The sequence below is a fragment of the Flavobacterium sp. UBA6135 genome (assembly GCF_002428305.1).
Classification (GTDB): domain Bacteria; phylum Bacteroidota; class Bacteroidia; order Flavobacteriales; family Flavobacteriaceae; genus Flavobacterium.
On sequence record NZ_DIVJ01000010.1, the window covers coordinates 153114 to 174751 of the forward strand.

General features: G+C 33.1%; 18 protein-coding genes. 13 read left to right on the plus strand and 5 right to left on the minus strand.

All coding sequences use genetic code 11. The features are described 5' to 3' along the window. Positions 1-84 precede the first annotated feature (84 nt). Entirely contained in the window at positions 85-717 is a 633-nt protein-coding gene (locus tag B3L86_RS03060; RefSeq protein ID WP_291114907.1) for a lipoprotein signal peptidase, read from the plus strand. Here the strand turns inward: B3L86_RS03060 and B3L86_RS03065 are convergent. Next, positions 714-1277: a 5-formyltetrahydrofolate cyclo-ligase gene (locus B3L86_RS03065; protein WP_291114909.1), complete on the minus strand. Its 564-nt coding sequence runs from the start codon at positions 1275-1277 to the stop codon at positions 714-716. The two genes, B3L86_RS03060 and B3L86_RS03065, sit on opposite strands and share 4 nt — an antisense overlap. A 115-nt stretch (positions 1278-1392) precedes the next feature. Between B3L86_RS03065 and uvrC the strand changes: the two genes are divergently transcribed. From uvrC to B3L86_RS03120, 11 genes are all read left to right on the plus strand, one after another. Then, complete coding sequence (uvrC, locus tag B3L86_RS03070; RefSeq protein WP_291114911.1) at positions 1393-3192, plus strand: excinuclease ABC subunit UvrC; 1800 nt, start codon at positions 1393-1395, stop codon at positions 3190-3192. 6 nt (positions 3193-3198) lie between these two features. Next, entirely contained in the window at positions 3199-5523 is a 2325-nt protein-coding gene (locus B3L86_RS03075; RefSeq protein WP_291114913.1) for a patatin-like phospholipase family protein, read from the plus strand. Between the two features lie 288 nt (positions 5524-5811). After that, positions 5812-6966, plus strand: a complete 1155-nt coding sequence (locus tag B3L86_RS03080; RefSeq protein WP_291114915.1) for a homogentisate 1,2-dioxygenase — start codon at positions 5812-5814, stop codon at positions 6964-6966. 27 nt (positions 6967-6993) lie between these two features. Then, positions 6994-8154, plus strand: coding sequence for a 4-hydroxyphenylpyruvate dioxygenase (gene hppD / locus B3L86_RS03085; protein ID WP_291114917.1), 1161 nt, complete (start codon positions 6994-6996; stop codon positions 8152-8154). Positions 8155-8524: 370 nt separating this feature from the next. Continuing rightward, positions 8525-9313 (plus strand): DUF3108 domain-containing protein, encoded by a 789-nt coding sequence (locus B3L86_RS03090; RefSeq protein ID WP_291114919.1) that lies wholly within the window; start codon positions 8525-8527, stop codon positions 9311-9313. A 2-nt stretch (positions 9314-9315) separates the two neighbouring features. Next, positions 9316-10251, plus strand: coding sequence for a tryptophan 2,3-dioxygenase family protein (locus tag B3L86_RS03095; RefSeq protein WP_291114921.1), 936 nt, complete (start codon positions 9316-9318; stop codon positions 10249-10251). Positions 10252-10269: 18 nt separating this feature from the next. After that, on the plus strand, positions 10270-11529 hold the full coding sequence (locus B3L86_RS03100; RefSeq protein ID WP_291114923.1) for a M23 family metallopeptidase: 1260 nt from the start codon (positions 10270-10272) through the stop codon (positions 11527-11529). 2 nt (positions 11530-11531) lie between these two features. Next, entirely contained in the window at positions 11532-13172 is a 1641-nt protein-coding gene (gene pgi, locus B3L86_RS03105; protein WP_291114925.1) for a glucose-6-phosphate isomerase, read from the plus strand. A 128-nt stretch (positions 13173-13300) separates the two neighbouring features. Further along, entirely contained in the window at positions 13301-16597 is a 3297-nt protein-coding gene (locus B3L86_RS03110; protein ID WP_291114927.1) for a TonB-dependent receptor, read from the plus strand. A gap of 89 nt (positions 16598-16686) precedes the next feature. Continuing rightward, on the plus strand, positions 16687-17118 hold the full coding sequence (locus tag B3L86_RS03115) for a hypothetical protein (RefSeq protein WP_291114929.1): 432 nt from the start codon (positions 16687-16689) through the stop codon (positions 17116-17118). Between the two features lie 82 nt (positions 17119-17200). Then, complete coding sequence (locus tag B3L86_RS03120) at positions 17201-17704, plus strand: septal ring lytic transglycosylase RlpA family protein (RefSeq protein WP_291114931.1); 504 nt, start codon at positions 17201-17203, stop codon at positions 17702-17704. Positions 17705-17924: 220 nt separating this feature from the next. Here the strand turns inward: B3L86_RS03120 and B3L86_RS03125 are convergent, their stop codons facing one another. From B3L86_RS03125 to B3L86_RS03135, 3 genes are read right to left on the minus strand one after another with little or no spacing between them, the layout of a single operon-like run. After that, positions 17925-18074, minus strand: coding sequence for a hypothetical protein (locus tag B3L86_RS03125; protein WP_291114933.1), 150 nt, complete (start codon positions 18072-18074; stop codon positions 17925-17927). 15 nt (positions 18075-18089) lie between these two features. After that, complete coding sequence (locus tag B3L86_RS03130) at positions 18090-18554, minus strand: hypothetical protein (RefSeq protein ID WP_291114935.1); 465 nt, start codon at positions 18552-18554, stop codon at positions 18090-18092. Further along, positions 18554-19024, minus strand: a complete 471-nt coding sequence (locus tag B3L86_RS03135; RefSeq protein WP_291114937.1) for a CYTH domain-containing protein — start codon at positions 19022-19024, stop codon at positions 18554-18556. The genes B3L86_RS03130 and B3L86_RS03135 overlap by 1 nt, the downstream gene beginning before the upstream one ends. Positions 19025-19066: 42 nt before the next feature. Here B3L86_RS03135 and dinB point away from each other — a divergent pair, with 42 nt between their 5' ends. After that, positions 19067-20149, plus strand: coding sequence for a DNA polymerase IV (gene dinB / locus B3L86_RS03140; RefSeq protein WP_291114939.1), 1083 nt, complete (start codon positions 19067-19069; stop codon positions 20147-20149). Between the two features lie 55 nt (positions 20150-20204). On the opposite strand, the gene pyk is transcribed toward dinB, so the two are convergent. Continuing rightward, positions 20205-21635: a pyruvate kinase gene (gene pyk / locus B3L86_RS03145; protein ID WP_291114941.1), complete on the minus strand. Its 1431-nt coding sequence runs from the start codon at positions 21633-21635 to the stop codon at positions 20205-20207. Positions 21636-21638: the final 3 nt, after the last annotated feature.

The following is a 21638-nucleotide window of genomic DNA, read 5'->3' on the forward strand; positions in this document are numbered from 1 at the left end:
AACTATTAAAAGTTTCATAACATTAGAATTTTACGCTTTTTTTGTTTGATAATATTGCTATTTTTGCAGGATAAATTTTCATCAATGTCATTAAAGAAAGCAACCCTTCTCATCGTAATCATTTTATTGGTTGATCAAATCTCTAAAATTTATATAAAAACCAATTTTATTTATGGCGAGGCAGGCGAAATTAAAGTAGCCGAATGGTTTCGAATTATGTTGATTGAAAATGAAGGAATGGCTTGGGGAACGGTTATTCCAGGTGAATATGGAAAATTATTTCTGACGGTTTTCAGAATCTTTGCTGTTTTTGGTATTGCTTATTGGTTGTGGAGTTCGGTTAAAACAAAAGCATCCAACTATCTAATTGTTGCTATTTCATTAATTTTTGCCGGAGCTTTTGGAAACATCATTGACAGTGTTTTTTATGGCGTAATTTTTAACGATAGTTTTCACGCACCGGCTACGCTATTTTCTGAAAATCCTTATGGAACGCTGTTTCATGGAAAAGTGGTGGATATGTTATATTTCCCTTTTTGGTCAGGAATTCTGCCGGAATGGTTGCCAATTTGGGGCGGAAAGTATTTCACTTTTTTTAATGCCATTTTCAACATTGCAGATATGGCCATTTCAACAGGTGTTGGAATTTTGATTGTATTCAATAAAAAAGCATTTGCACCTACAAAAGAGGTTGAAAATCAAACATCTGAAGCTTAAAAGCTATAAATTTCTTCAGGAGTAACACAATAATTTAATTGGATATCTCTCTCATCAAAATCAGCAATTGCTGTTTCAGGAGCAAAAAAAGACAGCCCAACTTTTATCGTTTCAGGCTTGCATTCCGATAAAAAGCGATCATAAAATCCTTTTCCGTATCCCACCCGATGACCGTTTTTATCAAAAGCTAAAAGCGGTACAAAAACCACGTCAATCTTACTAGTAGGCACTTCCAAACCGTCAATAGGTTCAGGAATTCCGTAATCGTTTAGTTTTATTTTTGTGTTGTCAGTCAACAAAAAATGATTCATTTTTCCGGTTTCAAAATCACTTTTCGAGATTACAATTTCTTTATCTTTTCCGCCTAAAATTTGAAGGATGTACTCCGTATTTATCTCTTTTTGTTTTTCAATAGAAAGAAATAAATGATAATAGGTTTTTTGCCAAATGGCTAATTTCAGAAGTTGATTGGCAATTGCCAAACTTTTCTCCTCCAATTCTTCGGGAGAAAGCAGACTTCTTAAATCTTTGTATTTTTTGCGTATTTCTTTTTTATTCATTTGGTAAATGTAAAAAAGTTAAAAGAAACCAATGTTTGTTTGGTGTCTTTTTTAAAGTTAAATTTGTTTTGAAAATGCAGCAGAGTAACTTTTTTAATTGCTGCGAAACTGTAAAATGAATAGCCCAACTTTAGAACTTCAACTTCAAACGCTACCTGACAATCCGGGAGTTTATCAGTATTATGATAAAGAAGGCAAAATTTTATATGTTGGAAAAGCCAAGAATTTAAAAAAACGGGTTTTGTCCTATTTTACCAAATCTCATGATAATTATAAAACCGCTGTTTTAGTAAAAAAGATTGTAGAAATCAGACATATTGTTGTGGTTAGCGAACAAGATGCATTGTTGCTGGAGAACAATCTGATAAAAAAATTACAACCTCGATACAACATCAACCTTAAAGATGACAAAACCTATCCGTGGATTTGCATCAAAAAAGAACCGTTTTCACGCATTTTTCCCACTCGAAAAATGATTAAAGACGGCTCAGAATATTTTGGCCCTTATACCAATTTTAAAACGGTAAACACATTACTGGATTTAATTAAGGAATTGTATCCGCTGCGAACTTGTAATTATGATTTGAATGAAAACAACATCAAAAATCATAAATATAAAGTTTGTTTAGAATATCACATTGGCAATTGCAAAGGACCTTGTGAAGGTTTGGAAACGTTAGAAAATTATCAAACTCAAGTGGACGCCATCAGAGAAATTTTGAAAGGAAATTTTAAAGAAAGCTTACGAACGTTCAAACAAAAAATGAATGCTTTTGCTCAAAATATGGAATTTGAAGAAGCTCAAAAAATAAAAGAAAAAATAGATATCTTAGAAAATTATCAAGCCAAATCAACCATTTTAAATCCTAAAATATCCAATATTGATGTGTTTTCTATTGTTTCAGATGAAACAATGGCCTATGTTAATTTTCTTCAAATTTCACACGGGGCAATTATTCGTTCGCATACGTTGGAAATGAAAAAGAAATTAGACGAAAGCGATGAGGAATTATTAGAATTGGCTGTTGTTGAACTTCGCGAAAGGTTTCATCTTACTTCCAAAGAACTAATTTTGCCTTTTGAATTGGATTTTGGCGATAAAATAAAAATTACGGTGCCGCAGTTGGGCGATAAAAAGCACATACTTGAATTGTCACAACGAAACGCCAAATACCATCGATTGGAGCAATTGAAACAAATTCAGATTGTAGATCCGGAGAGACATACCAATCGAATTATGGCACAAATGCAAAAAGACTTACGCCTTTCTGTTGAGCCGCGTCACATCGAATGTTTTGATAATTCTAACATTCAAGGCACGAATCCTGTAGCGGCTTGCGTTGTTTTTAAAGATGGAAAACCCAGCAAAAAAGACTACCGGCATTTTAATATAAAAACCGTTGTGGGTCCTGATGATTTTGCTTCTATGGAAGAAGTGGTTTATCGCCGCTACAAACGCTTGGTGGAAGAAAACCAACCTTTGCCGCAACTCATCATAATTGATGGGGGAAAAGGCCAACTTTCGTCAGCTTTAAAAAGTTTGGACGAATTAAACTTGAGAGGTAAAATTGCAATAATAGGAATAGCAAAACGTTTGGAAGAATTGTTCTATCCCGGAGATTCTGTGCCGTTATATTTGGATAAAAAATCAGAAACACTCAAAATTATTCAACAATTGCGAAATGAAGCCCACCGATTTGGAATTTCGCACCACCGGGATAAAAGAAGTAAAGCTGCACTGCAAACCACGCTTGAAACTATTCCTGGAATTGGCGAGAAAACCATGATTATGTTATTAAAACATTTCAAGAGTGTTAAAAGATTAGCTCAAGCAACAGAAAATGAAATTTCTTCGGTTGTAGGTATGTCAAAAGCCAAAAAAATTTACGAATTTTACAACTCAACAAATAAATAAACTATTTTGAGAAGAATTGAAACTGCCTTTTTGAATTTTATTGTGGCAATTTTGTTTCAATTGAAATGGATGAAAAAGACGCTATTTCAATCGGCTTTTATTACTTCTTTTCGTCCATTAAACTTTGCCTTTTACCTTTTACCATTAACCTTTTACCTTTTACCAATTTCCTCCTTTTCTCAAGATACCTTACAAAAACCAAAAATTGGATTGGTGTTGAGTGGTGGTGGAGCAAAAGGATTGGCACATATTGGCGTTTTAAAGGTTATCGAAGAAGCCGGAATTAAAATTGATTATATTGGAGGTACAAGCATGGGTGCAATTGTTGGCGGCTTGTACGCTTCGGGCTATACGGCTCGTCAATTGGATAGTATTTTTAAGAGTTCAGATTATGACGCTATAATTCAAGATTTTATCTCAAGAAGATCAAAGAATTTTTATGAAAAAGGAAATGATGAACGTTATGCTGTTATGTTGCCTTTTTCACATTTCAAGTTGGGAGTTCCTGTGGCTCTTTCAAAAGGATTGTATAATTATAATATGATAACGCGTCTTACCAATCATGTTTATACTATTAGAGATTTTAATAAACTCCCAATTCCTTTCTTTTGTATTGCAACGGATATAGAAACAGGTGAAGAAGTACTATTAAACAAAGGGTTTCTGGCACAAGCTGTTCTTGCTAGTGGAGCTTTTCCTACGTTGTATTCACCAATTGAAATTGACGGGAAATATTTAATTGATGGAGGTGTTGTAAATAATTATCCCATCGAAGATTTAAAAAAAATGGGTGCTGATATTATTATTGGAGTTGATGTTCAAGATGATTTAAAAGACCGAGAACAATTACAAGATGCTTCAAGAATTTTGGTGCAAATATCAAACCTTCAAATGATTCAAAGAATGAACAAAAATCGAGAGATGACCGATATTTATATAAAGCCGGAGGTGAGTGATTTCTCTGTTATTTCATTTGATCAAAGTGATAAAATTATAAAAAAAGGAGAGGAAGCAGGGTTTTCTGTTTATGAAAAATTAAAAGCATTAGGAACCAATTCAAAAAAACTGCCTTCTGTTGTAATGGTTCAAGAAACGGATAGTTTGTATATCAGCTCAATTAATACAGAAAAACTCGAAAACTACACACGTTCCTATTTAATTGGGAAATTAAGGTTTAAACCAAACACAAAGATTTCTTATGCTGATTTAAAACAAGGAATTGAGAATTTGAATGCAACTCAAAATTTCAACTCAATCTCCTATACAATTGATCAAAGTGAAGAAGGTAATAAAATAAATATAAGCTTAAATGAAAACAAACAAAAAACGTTTTTGAAGTTTGGAATTCATTATGACCAACTCTATAAAAGTGGCGTTTTAATAAATTATACACACAAAAAATTGTTGTTAAAAAACGATGTTTTTTCAGCAGATGTTGTGTTAGGGGATAACATACGATATTATTTAGATTATTATATTGATAATGGTTTTTACCTGAGTTACGGTTTTAAATCAAGGTTCAATCAGTTTAACAGAAATATTAAGTCCGATTTCAGTAGAGGCTTGTTGTTAGATGAATTAGGGATCAATTCTTTTAATGTAGATTTCTCAGATTTTACACACCAGTTTTATGTGCAAACTGTTTTTGTTCAAAAATTTTTAGCCATAGGCGGAGTTGAATTTAAATCATTACGAATCGAATCTGAAACGTTGCAAAACACAACACCATTACTTGAAAAAAGTAATTATTTTAGTGTTTTTGGAAATATGAAGTATGATTCATTTGACAATAAATTTTTTCCAAAAAGAGGGTGGTATTTTAGTGGCGATATTCAATCCTTTTTATATTCATCAGATTATACAAATCAATTTAACAAATTTTCAATTGTAAAGGCAGACGGTGCCATTGCAAAAACATTTTATGAAGATTTTACACTTCGCATTCAAACCGAAGGGGGTTTTGCTGTTGGAGAAAGTTCTGTGCCTTTTTTTAATTTTGTCTTAGGAGGTTATGGTTTTCATAGAATTAATAATTTCAGACATTTTTATGGTTATGATTTTTTAAGCCTAGAAGGGAATAGCTATGTAAAATCTGCATTTACTTTAAATTATAATATTTACAAAAAAAACCATCTGGATTTTACGGCAAACTTTGCTAATTTGGGTACAAATATTTTTGAAACTGATGTTTGGTACAAAAAACCCAGATATTCAGGCTATGCTTTTGGTTATGGTTTAGAAACTATTTTTGGCCCAATAGAATTAAAACACAGTTGGTCTCCCGAAACCAAGAACCATTACACATGGGTAAGTCTAGGTTTTTGGTTTTAATTTTACAATCAAGTCAATATTTTTTCCGATATTTGTATGGATTTAAAAAAAAATCTAATGGTAGTTATCTTGGGTTTATTACTAGCTTTCGGAATAGGAATTATCGTTGGCAAAAACCTCAATAATAAATAATAATTGCAGTTATGACTGTTTTTTGGCAAGGCTTGTTAGAACATCTTCATTTCCTCATCAAGAGAAATCCGGAATGAGTAAATAAACTTTATATTGCTGTATGCGTTTGTTTTAAATAACGCATTTAATAATTGTTTAATTAATTCATTTAAAATTATGCCTTTTTATCATAAATTAGGAAATATACCTCCAAAACGTCACATACAATTCAGAAAACCAAACGGAGAATTATATTATGAACAACTGTTCGGAACCGTTGGGTTTGACGGAATGTACTCAAACATGTATCATGTTCATCGTCCAACGCAAGTAAAAGAAATCAGAAAACAATATAGTGTTGCACCAAAAGTGGTGAAACCAAATAATATGCAATCTTATCGATTATATGGTTTTGATGTGGCTCCTGAAAAAGATTATTTAGAGAGTCGAAAAATTGTTTTAACCAATTCAGATTGTCACATCACATTAGCTTCCCCTCAAAATAAAACACAAGATTATTTTTATAAAAATACCGATTCCGATGAAATGATTTTCATTCATAAAGGATCAGGTACTTTGAGAACTTTATTGGGGAATTTAGATTTCAAATACGGTGATTATTTATTAGTTCCAAGAGGAATTATTTATAAAATAGATTTTGATACTGAAGACAATAGGTTGTTTATTGTGGAATCAAGAAGGCCAATTTATACCCCAAAAAGATATCGAAACTGGTTCGGACAGTTGTTAGAACATTCTCCTTTTTGCGAACGCGATTTAAGACGCCCCGAAAAATTAGAAACTCATGATGAAATTGGTGAATTTGTCATTAAAGTAAAAAAACGCGACGAAATTATTGAAATGGTATATGCTTCACATCCTTTTGATGTTGTGGGATATGATGGTTATAATTATCCGTATGCTTTTTCCATTCATGATTTTGAACCCATTACGGGACGAATTCATCAGCCGCCACCGGTACATCAAACTTTTGAAACAGATGCATTTGTAGTTTGTTCATTCGTTCCACGATTATATGATTATCATCCGCTTTCAATTCCTGCACCATACAATCATAGTAATATTGATAGTGATGAGGTGTTGTATTATGTTGATGGAGATTTTATGAGTAGAAATGACGTTAAACCGGGACAAATTTCATTACATCCTGCCGGAATTCCTCACGGACCGCACCCGGGAGCCTATGAAAGAAGTATTGGGAAAACAGAAACCAAAGAACTGGCTGTTATGGTTGATACTTTCAAACCATTGATGGTGACAGAAGAAGCAATGAAAATTGCTGATGAAAAATATTATCAATCTTGGTTATAATTAATAACTATTTAAAAAATTAAAATTATGTCACAAGAAATAAAATCAGTAGAATACGGATTGGAAAAAATATTTGAAGGAGCTCAGGATTTTCTTCCTTTGCTAGGCACAGATTATGTTGAGTTTTATGTAGGTAATGCCAAACAAGCCGCTCATTTTTATAAAACTGCTTTCGGTTTTCAATCGTTGGCTTATGCCGGATTAGAAACCGGAGTAAAAGACAGAGCTTCTTATGTTTTAAAACAAGACAAAATCCGTTTGGTATTAACAACTGCATTAAAAAGCGACTCACCTATTGGAGAGCATGTAAAAAAACATGGCGATGGTGTGAAAGTTGTTGCTCTGTGGGTGGAAGACGCCCGAAAATCGTTTGAAGAAACTACCAAAAGAGGAGCCAAGGTTTTTATGGAACCCACAGTAGAAACCGATGAATTTGGCGAAGTGATTAGAGCAGGAATTTATACATATGGCGAAACCGTTCATATGTTTGTAGAACGCAAAAATTATAAAGGTACTTTTCTTCCCGGATACAAAGAATGGAAATCAGATTACAATCCCACACCTGTTGGGTTAAAATATGTTGACCACATGGTGGGAAATGTAGGATGGAACGAAATGAACGTTTGGGTAAAATGGTATGAAGATGTCATGGGATTTGTAAATTTCCTCTCATTTGATGACAAACAAATTACTACTGAATATTCTGCTTTAATGAGTAAGGTGATGAGTAACGGAAATGGGAGAATTAAATTCCCAATAAACGAGCCGGCAGAAGGAAAGAAAAAATCACAAATTGAAGAATATTTAGATTTTTATGAAGGTCCGGGTGTGCAACATATTGCCGTAGCTACCGATGATATTTTAACAACGGTAGCTGAAATGCGAAAAAGGGGAATTGAGTTTTTAAGCACACCGCCACAAGCTTATTATGATGCAATTCCTGAGCGTTTAAAAGATCACATGTCTAAATTTAAAGAAGATATTAACGAACTTCAAAAATTAGGAATTATGATTGATGCCGACGAAGAAGGCTATTTGTTACAGATTTTTACCAAACCAATTGAAGACAGACCAACACTTTTCTTTGAAATTATTCAGCGAATGGGTGCTAGAGGCTTTGGTGCGGGTAACTTTAAAGCCTTATTTGAGTCGATCGAAAGAGAACAAGCATTGAGAGGAACGTTATAAAAACTCATTTTCTTTGAGTTATGTGTAATTTTCAATCTTATAAATAGTCATAAAATGCAAATAATTAGTTAAAGTTGATTTTTTATTGAAAACTTGTCAATTTAATAACTACTTTTGCACTCGCTAAACAAAGGGGTGGTTTCCTTATTTAGCTATGAAAATATTTTTCATAATTTATAGTTTTTTGGTTAGTTAATAGCACAAACCCCAGTCAAATTGATTGGGGTTTGTGTTTTTTTTGACATATAGCCTATTTTAATGTTATAAATGTGTAGATTTAATCAATATTTAAAGCTTACTTTTTGTCTTCCCTTTAACTTTTATTACTTTTGGAACAGAAATTGTATTTACAGTTTAAAAATAAATTAAAATGAAAAAAGGTATTCTCATTATTTTGTTTTTAGTAACTGTAAGTTTTACTAAACAAGAGGCCCCGATTGCAACTCAAGAAGCGTTTCAATCAGGTGAGTGGTTTCAATTTCGAATACATTACGGTTTAATCAATGCCGGTTATGCTGAGTTGGAAGTGAATGAAGTTGTGAAAAACAATAAAAAAGTATTTCATGCAAAAGGCTATGGATATACCACCGGAATGACAAAATTGTTTTTTAAAGTGGAAGACGATTACCAAAGTTTTTTTGATAAAAGCACGGGTGTGCCTTTTCATTTCGTAAGAAAAATAAATGAAGGCGGTTACACAAAAAACCAAGAAGGATTTTTTAATCACAGTGATAAGACCGTGTTAGTAAAAGATTACAAGAGAAATACTGAAAAAACATTTTCAGTGCCGGATAAAACACAAGATATATTGTCTTCGTTTTATTATTTAAGAAACCATCCCAACATTAATAAATTAAAAGTGGGAGAGTCAATTAATATAGACATGTTTTTTGACGATGAAACAACAAAGTTTAAGTTAAAATTTATAGGCAGAGAAGATTTAAAAACTAAATTTGGAATTGTTCCAACTATGGTTTTTAAACCATATGTTCAAGCGGGCCGTGTTTTTAAAGAACAAGAAAGCTTAACTGTTTGGATTTCTGATGATGACAACAAATTGCCGGTTAGGATAAAAGCCAGTTTGGCTGTCGGATCATTAAAAGCAGATTTAGAAAAGTTTAAAGGACTGAAACACTCCTTTACCATTAAACCAAAATAATGATGAATACAACAAGCACTGATGAACTACTTGATAAAATTGAAAAAAAATATCAAGCCATAAACCAAAAAACAGAAACTCATTTAGAAGGGCTTTTGTGGTCAAAACCAATAACATATTGGGATTATATTCAAACAGATGCTTTGTTAAATCTTCAAATTCAAAGAACTACATTGCCTGATGAAATGGTATTTATCATGTATCATCAGGTAAATGAATTGATTTTTAAAATGATTTTATGGGAAATTGACCAAGTTTCAAAAGCTTCCCAAATTACAACCCCTATTTTTACAGAAAAACTAATGCGTATCAGTCGTTATTTTGATATGCTAACTACATCTTTCGATATTATGAAAGAAGGAATGGATGTAGAACAATACATGAAATTCAGAAACACATTAACTCCCGCAAGTGGTTTTCAAAGTGCTCAATATCGATTAATTGAATTTGCTTCAACAGATTTGATAAACCTTATTGACGCTCGTTATAGAGGTTCTATTGATAGAAATACCCCATATGAAAATGCATTTGAACATTTATATTGGCAAGCCGCCGGTAAAGATTATCAAACTGGGGGAAAAACTTTTTTAATTCAAGAATTTGAGCGAAAATATAAAAAGGAATTTCTTTCTTTTATGGAAGAATACAATACCATAAACCTTTGGCGAAAATTCAAACAATTACCTATTGAAGATCAAAAGAACACAGAATTAAGAAATGCCATGCGTCATTATGATTACACGGTAAACATTACTTGGGTCATGGGTCATTTTAATGCAGCAAAAAAATACATTGACAGCGGTTATGGCTCAGGTGAAGCAACAGGAGGAAGTGATTGGAAAAAATACATGTTGCCCAAATACCAAAAAAGAATTTTCTTCCCTGAATTGTGGAGTGAAGAAGAGTTGAAAAACTGGGGAGAGAAAGAAAGTGTTTAATGTTGTAAACCAATCAAATTGAAGTATTTTTTAAGTAGTTTAGTAGTTGTATTTTTATTGATTTCATGTAATAAAAAAGAAGAATCAAAAATAATTGAACCTGAAATGAAGGAGAAAATTATAGTTGAATTCGGATTCACATATAATGATTTTCTTGTAGAACAAGACACAATCAGAACAGGAGATTTATTTGGCAAAATATTAGAAAGACATCACCTTGGCAATATTAATCCGTTTGAAGTTGTCGAAAAAATTAAGGATTCCTTTAACCTTAAAAATATCCGCGTTGGTAGGCCAATCACGCTTTTAAAATCAAAAACACCGCCACATCAATTACAAGTGTTCATTTATCAACAAGATAATATTAATTATCAAGTGGTTGATTTCAGAAAAGACATTAAAACGTATAAAGATAAAAAACCGGTTAAAATTATCAAAAGAACTTTTGCTTCTGAAATTATTGGTTCGCTATCAGAAACGTTGAACAGAGAAGGAGTTGATCCGTCATTAGCACATAATTTAGCTGAAGTTTATGCCTATACTGTTGATTTCTTTAAAATTCAAAAAGGCGATAAATTTGCAGTTACTTTTTATGAAAAATTCATCAACGACACCATATATGCTGGTGTAGAGAAAATGGAAGCCTCTTTTTTTGAACACAAAGGCAAACAGATTTATGCCTTCCCTTTTAAAATAGACACCTTAGCCAAAAAAGTAGATTATTATGACCATGAAGCAAAAGCACTAAAAACGATGTTTTTAAAAGCTCCATTGGATTATTTTAGAATATCGTCAAAGTTCTCTCCAAAACGATTTCACCCGGTTCAAATGACTTGGAAAGCTCACAAAGGAACAGACTATGCGGCTCCTCACGGTACGCCAATAAAAACAACCGCTTCCGGAGTTGTAGAACGAACCGGATTCACGGCCGGAAACGGAAATTATGTTAAGGTAAAGCATAACAGCACTTATTCTACACAATATTTACACATGTCAAAAATTCTTGTAAGACAAGGACAACGTGTTAATCAAGGGGAAGTAATAGGAAAAGTTGGTAGCACTGGTTTAGCAACCGGCCCACATGTTTGTTATCGTTTTTGGAAAAATGGTGAACAAGTGGATCCGCTTTCACAAAAATTACCAAACACAGAACCGATGCCTGACAAACACAAACCCAGATTTATGAGTATAATGGCTCCAATGAAAAAAGAACTGGATAGCGTGGCTTATGTGGCATTTAGAAATATTAGAATTACAACTAACTCAACTTCAGAATAATTATGGCACTAGAAAGTTTGAATCCATCAGGAACAGTTGCTTGGCAAAATTTAAGAACTCATTTTGAAGAAATGCACTATGCTTCCATGCAAGATATGTTTGCAGAAGATGCGTCAAGAGCAGAAAAATTTCATATCAAATGGAATGATTTTTTAGTGGATTATTCAAAAAACATCATCACAAAAGAAACCATAAATCATTTAATTTCTCTTGCAGAAGAAGTAAATTTAAAAGATGCTATTGAAAAATATTTTGCAGGAGACGCCATAAATAAAACAGAAAACAGAGCTGTTTTGCATACCGCATTGAGAGCAAATGAATCAGATAGTTTTTCTATTGATGGAAAAAATGTAATGCCTGAAATTTTTGCGGTTAAGTCTAAAATAAAATTGTTTACAGATGAAGTTATTACCGGAGTCAGAAAAGGATTTACCGGAAAACAGTTTACAGATGTGGTTAACATTGGAATCGGAGGTTCAGACTTGGGTCCGGCAATGGTTGTTGAAGCATTACAGTTTTATAAAAACCATTTAAACGTGCATTTTGTTTCCAATGTTGATGGAGATCATGTTAGTGAAATTATTAAAAAATTAAACCCGGAAACCACACTTTTTGTAATTGTATCAAAAACGTTTACCACAAAAGAAACCTTGTCAAATTCTGAAACTATTCGGAATTGGTTTTTAAAAGTTGCCAAACAAGAAGATGTTGCCAAACACTTTGTGGCTGTTTCAACCAACATTCAAAGAGTGACAGAATTTGGAATTCACCCCGATAATGTTTTCCCAATGTGGGATTGGGTTGGAGGTCGTTTCTCGTTATGGAGTGCAGTAGGTTTAACGATAAGTTTAGCCGTTGGTTTTGAAAATTTCGATAAATTATTGAAAGGAGCAAATGAAATGGATGTTCACTTTAAAACCACTTCTTTTGATAAAAATATTCCGGTGGTTTTAGCATTGCTTACGGTTTGGTATAACAATTTTTTTGGAGCAGAAAGTGAAGCATTAATTCCTTACACACAATACCTTGAAAAGTTTGCGTCATATTTGCAACAAGGGATAATGGAAAGCAATGGGAAAAGCATTGACAGAGACGGAAATCCCGTAAATTATCAAACCGGAACTATTATTTGGGGCGAACCGGGAACCAATTCACAACACGCTTTTTTTCAATTAATTCATCAAGGAACAAAATTAATTCCAACAGATTTTATTGGTTTTGTTCATCCATTACACGGCAATCAAGACCATCATGATAAGTTAATGTCAAACTTTTTTGCACAAACAGAAGCGTTGTTAAACGGAAAATCTGCCGAACAAGTTTCAACCGAATTTACAAAACAAGGCGTTTCCGAAGAAAAAGCTGCCTTTTTATTGCCTTTCAAAGTGTTTTCAGGAAACAGGCCAACCAATACCATTTTAATTCAAAAACTCACTCCTGAAAGTTTAGGAGCATTAATAGCTCTTTATGAACACAAAATATTTGTTCAAGGTGTCATTTGGAATATATTCAGTTATGACCAATGGGGCGTTGAATTAGGAAAGCAATTGGCTAATTCTATCTTGGATGAGATTAATTCAGGAATTATCAATGAGCATGATTCTTCAACAAATCTTCTATTGAGTCATTATCTCAAGAAGTAATTATACTTCTTAATGTTAATTTAAAGTCAACTTTTTGGTTGACTTTTTTATTGTCTTTTTGTTAATGATTACATAATTCAGATTCTAGATTAGTAACTGAAATTTGCCAAAATTTAAAACAACAAGACATGAAAGCAATTTTACAAGTTCTAATCGTAGTATTTGTTTTATTTTCTTCGCAAATGATTTTTGCACAGGGAAACACAACATCTTCGATTAACGGAAAGGTTCGTGAAAGCAACACTGAATCTTTATCAGGGGCAACAATTATTGCCACGCACACTCCCTCAGGCACAAGGTATGCCGGAACATCAGATGTCAACGGGAGTTATAGAATATCAAACATGAGAGTTGGTGGGCCGTACACAATTGAAATTTCTTATGTTGGATTTAAAACAGTAAGAGAAGAAAATGTTTATTTACAATTGGGAGATTCTCAAACAATCAACGCAAATTTAGAAGATGAAATTAGTGCTTTGGATGAAGTAGTATTAGTGGGTTCAAAAGACAATCTATTTAATTCAAAGAAAACGGGAGCTCAAACCATAATCGATTCCAAGAAAATTGAAGCATTACCTTCTCTTTCAAGAAACATTGCAGATTTTGCGAGACTAACTCCACAAGCACAACTAAGAGGCGACGATATTCTATCTATTAGCGGACAGAATAATAGATATAACGCAATTTATATTGACGGAGCCGTAAACAATGACGTTTTTGGATTAGCTGCAAACGGTACAAATGGCGGACAAACAGGTGTGAGTCCAATATCAATTGATGCTATAGAACAGTTTCAAGTTCAAGTTGCTCCTTTTGATGTTAAGATTTCCGGTTTTGCTGGAGGAGCAATCAGTGCCATAACCCGATCAGGAACGAACAATTTTGAAGGATCAGCATATTTTTTAAATAGAAATCAAAACTTAGCAGGTCTTACTCCTTATGCAATAAGTCAAGACAATAGAAGTAAATTAGCAGAATTTGATGCAACAACAATTGGTGTTCGTGCAGGAGGAGCTATTACAAAAGATAAATTGTTTTATTTTATTAATTATGAAAGACAAGACAACGAAACGCCGCAACCCTTTGATATAAATAATTATGTAGGAAATATTTCTTTAGCTAATGGAGTTGCAACACCAGGATTGGCGGCTCAAAACTTAGCTTCGTTTAGAGATTTTTTGGTAAACACATACGGTTACGACCCAGGTGCATATAGTAATACAAAAACCACTTTAAAAAGCGATAAGTTAATTGCAAAAGTGGATTGGAATATTAATGATAATCATAAATTGGCAGTTAGACATAGTTTAGTAAAAGCAGAAAACATATCTCCAAACAGATCATCAAATAATGCTATTAATTTTTACAACGGATCACAAATTTTTAATTCAACAACAAATTCATCTTCAATTGAACTTACTTCACGCTTTAGTGACAAAGTTTCAAATAGTTTAGTTGTTGGATATACTTCTGTTGTTGATGATAGAAATGCTATTGGAAATCCGTTTCCAAATGTTGAGATTAGAGATGGATTAGGTACAATTTTTATTGGTTCAGAACCTTTTTCAACAGCTAATTTGTTAGAACAAAAAATACTGACTATTACTGATAACGTAGAAATTCATACAGGAATGCACACAGTAACCATTGGAACTCACAATGAGTTTAGTTCCTCTAAAAACGTTTTCTTTGGAAGAAATTATGGGTATTACAGATATGATAATCTTGAAGATTTTCTTTTAAATAATAAACCTAATAGATACAGAATTGGGTATTCGTTGGTTGGTGGAGAAGGAGATAATTCAGAAGGAGCTGCAGAATTTGATGTGATGCAGTTTGGGGTTTATGTTCAAGATGAAATGCGATTGTCTGATAATTTTAGATTTTCCTACGGAATGCGATTTGATATTCCGGTTTGGGATAATTATATTAAAAACGAGGATTTTAACACCAGAACTGTTGCTCTTTTAGAAGCTGAAGGCAAAGACTTGCAAGGGGCACGTGTTGGAAATCGAATAGCAACACGCCCTCATGTATCTCCAAGATTAGGTTTTAATTATGATGTAAACGGTAAAAAGCAAACACAAATTAGAGGAGGATTAGGTGTCTTTACTTCAAGGTTGCCGTTAGTTTGGCCAGGTGGAGCTTATAATAATAATGGGGTTACTCAAGGAGCTGTTGACATTAATGGAGTTACAAACCCTAATATGCCGAGTTTTAATCCAAATCCTAGTGTTTCATCACAAATAGGGGGCTTGCCTTCAAATATTGCTCCTCCTCAAGGAAATCCTGGTGCACCGGGTCAATTTTCCGGAAATGTAGATTTATTTGCTAAAGACTTTAAATTACCTCAACTATTTAAAGCTAATATAGCAATTGATCAGAGATTACCTTTAGGGTTAACATTAACTGCTGATTTAACTTACAATGATAATATTTCAGCGATTACTTATGAAAACCTAAACATTAGAGAACCTTTTACAAATCTAACAGGAGCTGATAATAGACCACGCTATAATGCTAATAATAGAGTAGATAACACCTATCAAGGGATTTATTTAGCATCTAACACAAGTGAAGGAAAAGCTTGGAATGCAGCTTTTACGCTAACAAGAAACTTTATTTCTGATAAATTTGAAGCAAATGTTCAAGCTACATATTCTTATGGAGAATCTACTGTTTTATTTGATGCAACTTCTTCTCAAAACAGTTCACAGTGGAATAATATTGAAACCGTTAGAGGATCAAACGCAATTGGAGGAGTTTCCAGATCTGATTTTGATCAAGGTCATAGAGTTTTAAGTAATGCCTTTTTTACTTATAAATGGAACCAAAACTTAAAAACACGAATTGGTTTATTTTATGAAGGAGCTCAGGGTACCCCAATAAGTTATGTTTATAATGACAACGGAAGAATTTTAGGTGATACTTTTTCAAATTCTGCTTTGATTTTTGTTCCGGCTGAACAATCACAAATTGTATTAGTAAATGATCCTTCAACAGGGTTAAATCCTCAACAACAATGGGAAGCTTTAGATGCTTTTATTGAAGGGAATGATTACTTAAGAAAAAGAAGAGGAAAATATGCAGAAAGAAACGGTGATCGATTGGACTGGAGTCATGTTATTGATTTGAAATTTGCTCAAGAATTTAAATTGAATATAAAAAATAAAAGTCATGCTTTCGAATTTACTGCTGATATTTTCAACTTTACTAATTTGTTGAATAAAGAATGGGGGAAACGTTATTTTGCAACGTTTGATCAGGTTCAATTGTTGAATCAAGTTGGATTTTTACCTGATGGAACTACCCCAACGTTCAGATACAACCCCGCAGTTGAAGGAACTTTAAACCAGATTGATGATCAAGGATTGAATTCTTCAAGATGGCAAATGCAAGTTGGAATTCGTTATACATTCAACTAAATTATTTTTTATAATTTTAAACCTCTCAATCAAAAATGTTGAGAGGTTTTTTTATTTGATTATATTTGTTATTCAAATAAATTTAAAACATGTACGAACTTTTACAAAAATTACATTCTTGGTGGGCTTATTTGGCTATTGCAGTATTAGTTTTAGCCGTTATCAATGCTTTTATTGGATATAGTAGCAAAAAACACTTTGAAGCAAAAGATTTGCGAATCTCTTTGTTTGCATTAATTTTTACGCACATTCAATTGATATTAGGGTTGGCCGTTTTTTTTGTTTCACAAAAAGGGTTCAGTGCCTTTGGAACAGAAGGAGCCATGAAAAATGCAGAATTGCGTCTTACAATGTTAGAGCACCCGCTGATTAACATTATTGCAATTGCGTTAATCACAATCGGATGGTCAAAACACAAAAAAGCCGAAGGAACTGCCAAATTCAGAAAAATATTATTTTTTTACGGAGTAGGGCTTTTACTTATTTTAAGCAGAATTCCTTGGAGCTCCTGGTTAGGATAACAAGCTTGGAAACCACGTTTTACGTGGTTTTTTTGTTTTTGGAACAACTTTTGCAAGTCAATCAAATCGTTAAATGACCCTTATGAAAAAAGTGTATCAAATAGTAGGTTTCGGATTGATGCTGATTTTAATAATGAGCAGTTTTGCTCCAAAAAGCTATTTTAAAGCCGTTACATCTTATAAATATGGCGTGTATAAGGATACTGTCAAAAGGGATTCCATTTTAAACGATAGTATCATCATATTGGATAATGTTGTTTTTAAACTTTATAAAAAGAATGTTCACGCCTCGTATTATGCAGATAAATTTACAGGAAGAAAAACAGCTAGCGGTGAAATTTTTGACAACAAAAAGCAAACTGCAGCACACAGAAACCTCCCCTTCGGAACAATTGTTCGCATAACTAACGAAGCAAACGGGAAATCAACAATTGTGACGATTAATGACCGAGGCCCTTTTCTTAAAAGCCGTGAGATTGATTTAAGTAAAGCTGCATTTCGGGAAATTGCACGACATCATGGTTATGGTTCCATGAAAGTAACCATCGAAATTATTCAGGAAGTAGAAACTATAACAGAAGACTAATTATTTCAGTTTACTGCCTTTTGCGGCCCACCACGGAAGGGTTTCAACCTCTAATCGGCCTGCTTTTACCGCTGGGTCCAAATAGGCTAAACTATCGGCTTCTTTCATAGTTTCAGTATTAAACAGTAAAAAGCCTGATATTGTTTCGTGATTTTCAGATGGTCCGGTTATACTGATTTTTCCGGTTTTTTCCTTTTTTCAATAAAACCAAGAAATATTTTTACATCATATAAGTTGAATCTCCTTCTTGATAAGAAAAAGTTTGGTGATTCCTTTTTACAATTTCTTTGTCAATTTTGGTGTTTTGTATTTTTACGTTAACGCAAGAAACAAGTAAAAAAGATAAAAGAATAAATAGAATTTTATTCATTTTTAAAAATTATTATTAAAAAATTTCCTTTAAGCTCAATCCAATACTAATCACATTTGGAAGATACTCACCTTGAAATTGATGAGAAATGCTAATAGTATAATCTCCTTTTATTAATTCTTTTTCCCTAAAAATAACTTGTCTTAAATCGCAAATATCACCCATACATTCACCTCTGTCTTTACCTTTTTCATTTTTTATAGAAAGCATGATTTTTTCTACACTTACTTTTCCGTTTGGGTCTTCTATTATAAATTGAATCGGAATTTCAGAAAATTGAAAATCATGAACATGTCTAAAATCAAATAATAGATCATAGGTTGATACTTCTTTTTTAACTTCAAGTTTGAGTGTTCTTTTTGATGATTTAAACCAACGATTATCTTTAAAATTGTTGTCAATTGTAGCATATATAGACGTTTTTTCACAAGATACCAGCAGTAGTATAGCTATAATCAGAATGGGTTTTATTCGTTTCATCATTTCCAATTTTTATAAGGGTTTTTACTTAAATATGCGTTGTAATAACGTTCATCATTGGTTACTTCTTTACCTAGCCAATCAGGTTTTTCAAAAGATTCAGTTTCAGATTTTAATTCAACTTCTGCAAGGATTAATCCTTCGTTTTCACCTGAAAAAACATCAACTTCAAACACGTGATTACCTTTTTTTATTTCATAACGCACCTTGTCAATTACTCCTTTTTCACAAAGTTGTAATAGTGTTTCTGCTTCTGCAAGTGAGATTTCTTTTTCCCATTCCAATCGAGTCATGCCGGATTCGTTTCCTTTTCCTTTAATGGTTAAAAAACCTTCTTCTCCTTTTATTCTAACGCGAACTGTTCGCTCAGGAATAGAGCTTAAATAGCCTTGCACAATTCTATTTTGCCGAAAAGCTTCTGTTTTAAATTGTTCAGAAGTGACCAAAAATTTTCTTTCTATTTCTAACATGTGGTTTGAAAATCTAAGCGAAAGATACTATAAATTTGTGAAATGGAAACGCCAATGCTCAATCGGAAAATCATACATATTGACATGGATGCCTTTTATGCTTCTGTGGAACAAAAAGATTTTCCTGAATTAAAAGGGAAACCACTTGCTGTTGGTGGAAGTGAGATTAGAGGTGTGATTTCTGCGGCTAGTTATGAAGCCCGAAAATATGGCGTTAGAAGTGCCATGAGTGGCGTTCAGGCAAAGAAATTGTGTCCCGAATTGGTTTTTGTACGACCTCGATTTGAGCGTTACACCGAACTATCAAAACAAATCAGAAAGATATTTTATGAATATACTGATTTGGTGGAGCCTCTTTCGTTAGACGAAGCTTATCTTGACGTAACTCAAAATAAAAAAGGAAATCCGAGTGCTACTTTATTGGCTCAAGAAATTAGAAAACGCATTTTTGATGAAACAGGTCTTACTGCTTCTGCGGGTATTTCTGTAAATAAATTTGTAGCTAAAATTGCTTCAGATTACAACAAACCAAACGGACAAAAAACCTTTAATCCCGATGAGGTAACAACATTTTTGGAAGCTTTAGACATTCGAAAATTTTATGGTATCGGAAAGGTTACAGCAGAACGAATGTATCAATTTGGTATTTACACCGGAATGGATTTGAAACTCCGAAGTTTGGATTTTTTGGAACAACACTTTGGTAAAAGCGGCGTGCATTATTACTACATTGTTCGCGGTATTCACAATAGCCCGGTGAAACCCAATCGGATATCAAAATCAGTTGGAGCGGAACGTACTTTCAACGAAAATTTGTCTTCTGAAGTATTTATGGAAGAGCGGTTGGAAAATATTGCGAAAGAATTAGACAGACGTTTGCAAAAACACAAAATAGCCGGAAAAACAGTAACCTTAAAAATAAAATACTCTGATTTTTCACAACAAACCCGAAGCAAAACCTTGCCCTATTTTATCTCTGATAAAGCCTTATTGTTGGAAACCGCAAAAGAATTATTATACCAAGAAAAATTAAAAGAATCTGTTCGATTGTTGGGGATATCATTAAATAATTTAAATACTGAAATCAAAAAAACTGTTGTGGTGCAACTGAAATTTGAGTTTTAAAAAAAAACTCCAATTAAGAAATCTCAATTGGAGTTAGTTATTTTTATGATGTATGTTACTCTATTTCAGAAACACGTAAGGTGTTTACCATTCCTTTTTCTGCAATTGGCATTGCAGCTAAATTTATAACCATATCGCCTTTAAAAACAAAACCTTTTTCTTTGGCAATGCTGTTTACATCTTCAACCGTATCATCAGTGCTGGCAAATTTGTCATAGTAAAAAGAACGAACACCCCATAACAAGTTAAGCTGTGTTAAAATACGTTTGTTTGAAGTAAATACTAATATATGAGCACTCGGACGCCAAGCTGAAATTTGAAAAGCAGTATAACCACTATTAGTTAGTGTTGAAATGGCTTTTGATTTGATTTCATTTGCCATAATCGCAGCATGATAACAAATAGATTTGGTTATAAATCGTTTTGTTCTAACATGAGGTGGGTTTTGTGGCACTTGAATCAGCGGACTGTCTTCTACGGAAGTAATAATTTTAGTCATGGTTTCAATAACTTCAACCGGATAACTACCCACAGAAGTTTCACCTGACAACATCACAGCATCAGCACCATCCATGACCGAGTTGGCCACGTCGTTTACTTCTGCTCTTGTTGGAGTTAAACTTGTAATCATTGTTTCCATCATTTGTGTGGCAACAATTACCGGAATTCGAGCAGTTTTAGCTCTGTGAATTAATTTCTTTTGAATTAAAGGCACTTCTTCAGCGGGAACTTCCACTCCTAAATCACCTCGAGCCACCATTAATCCATCACAAAAAGCAACAATTTTATCAATATTTTCTACACCTTCCGGTTTTTCAATTTTTGCAATAATCGGAATTTTATGATCGGAATGTTTAGCAATTAAATCTTGTAACTCTTCTAAATCTTTTGAAGTTCTTACAAATGAAAGTGCAATCCAATCTACATTGTTTTCTATAGCAAATAAGGCATCTTTTATGTCTTTTTTAGTCAAAGCCGGAAGCGATACTTTTGTGTTTGGCAGGTTAACTCCTTTTTTTGATTTTAACGGACCACCTTGAATAACTCTACAAACTACTTCTGTGGTTCCGTTTGTTTCAATAGCTTCAAACATTAATTTACCGTCATCTAAAAGAATTTTTTCACCAGGATTTACATCTTTTGGAAATTCTTTATAATTCATATAAACGCGTTCGGCTGTTCCGGGGATGTCTTCTGCAGTTTGAAAAGTGATAATGTCACCTTTGTTTACCACAACATCTTCTTTCATAACCCCAACACGAAGTTTTGGACCTTGTAAATCGGCTAAAATGGCTGTGGTATAACCATATTCGTCATTTAATTCACGAATAATTTTTATTCTTTCGCTGACGTCAGTATAATCTGCATGAGAAAAATTAATTCTAAAAACATTAACTCCGGCATCAATCATTTTTTTAATGATTTCTTTACTACTACATGCAGGACCTAAGGTGGCTACAATTTTTGTTTTTTTATTTGTTGGCATTTC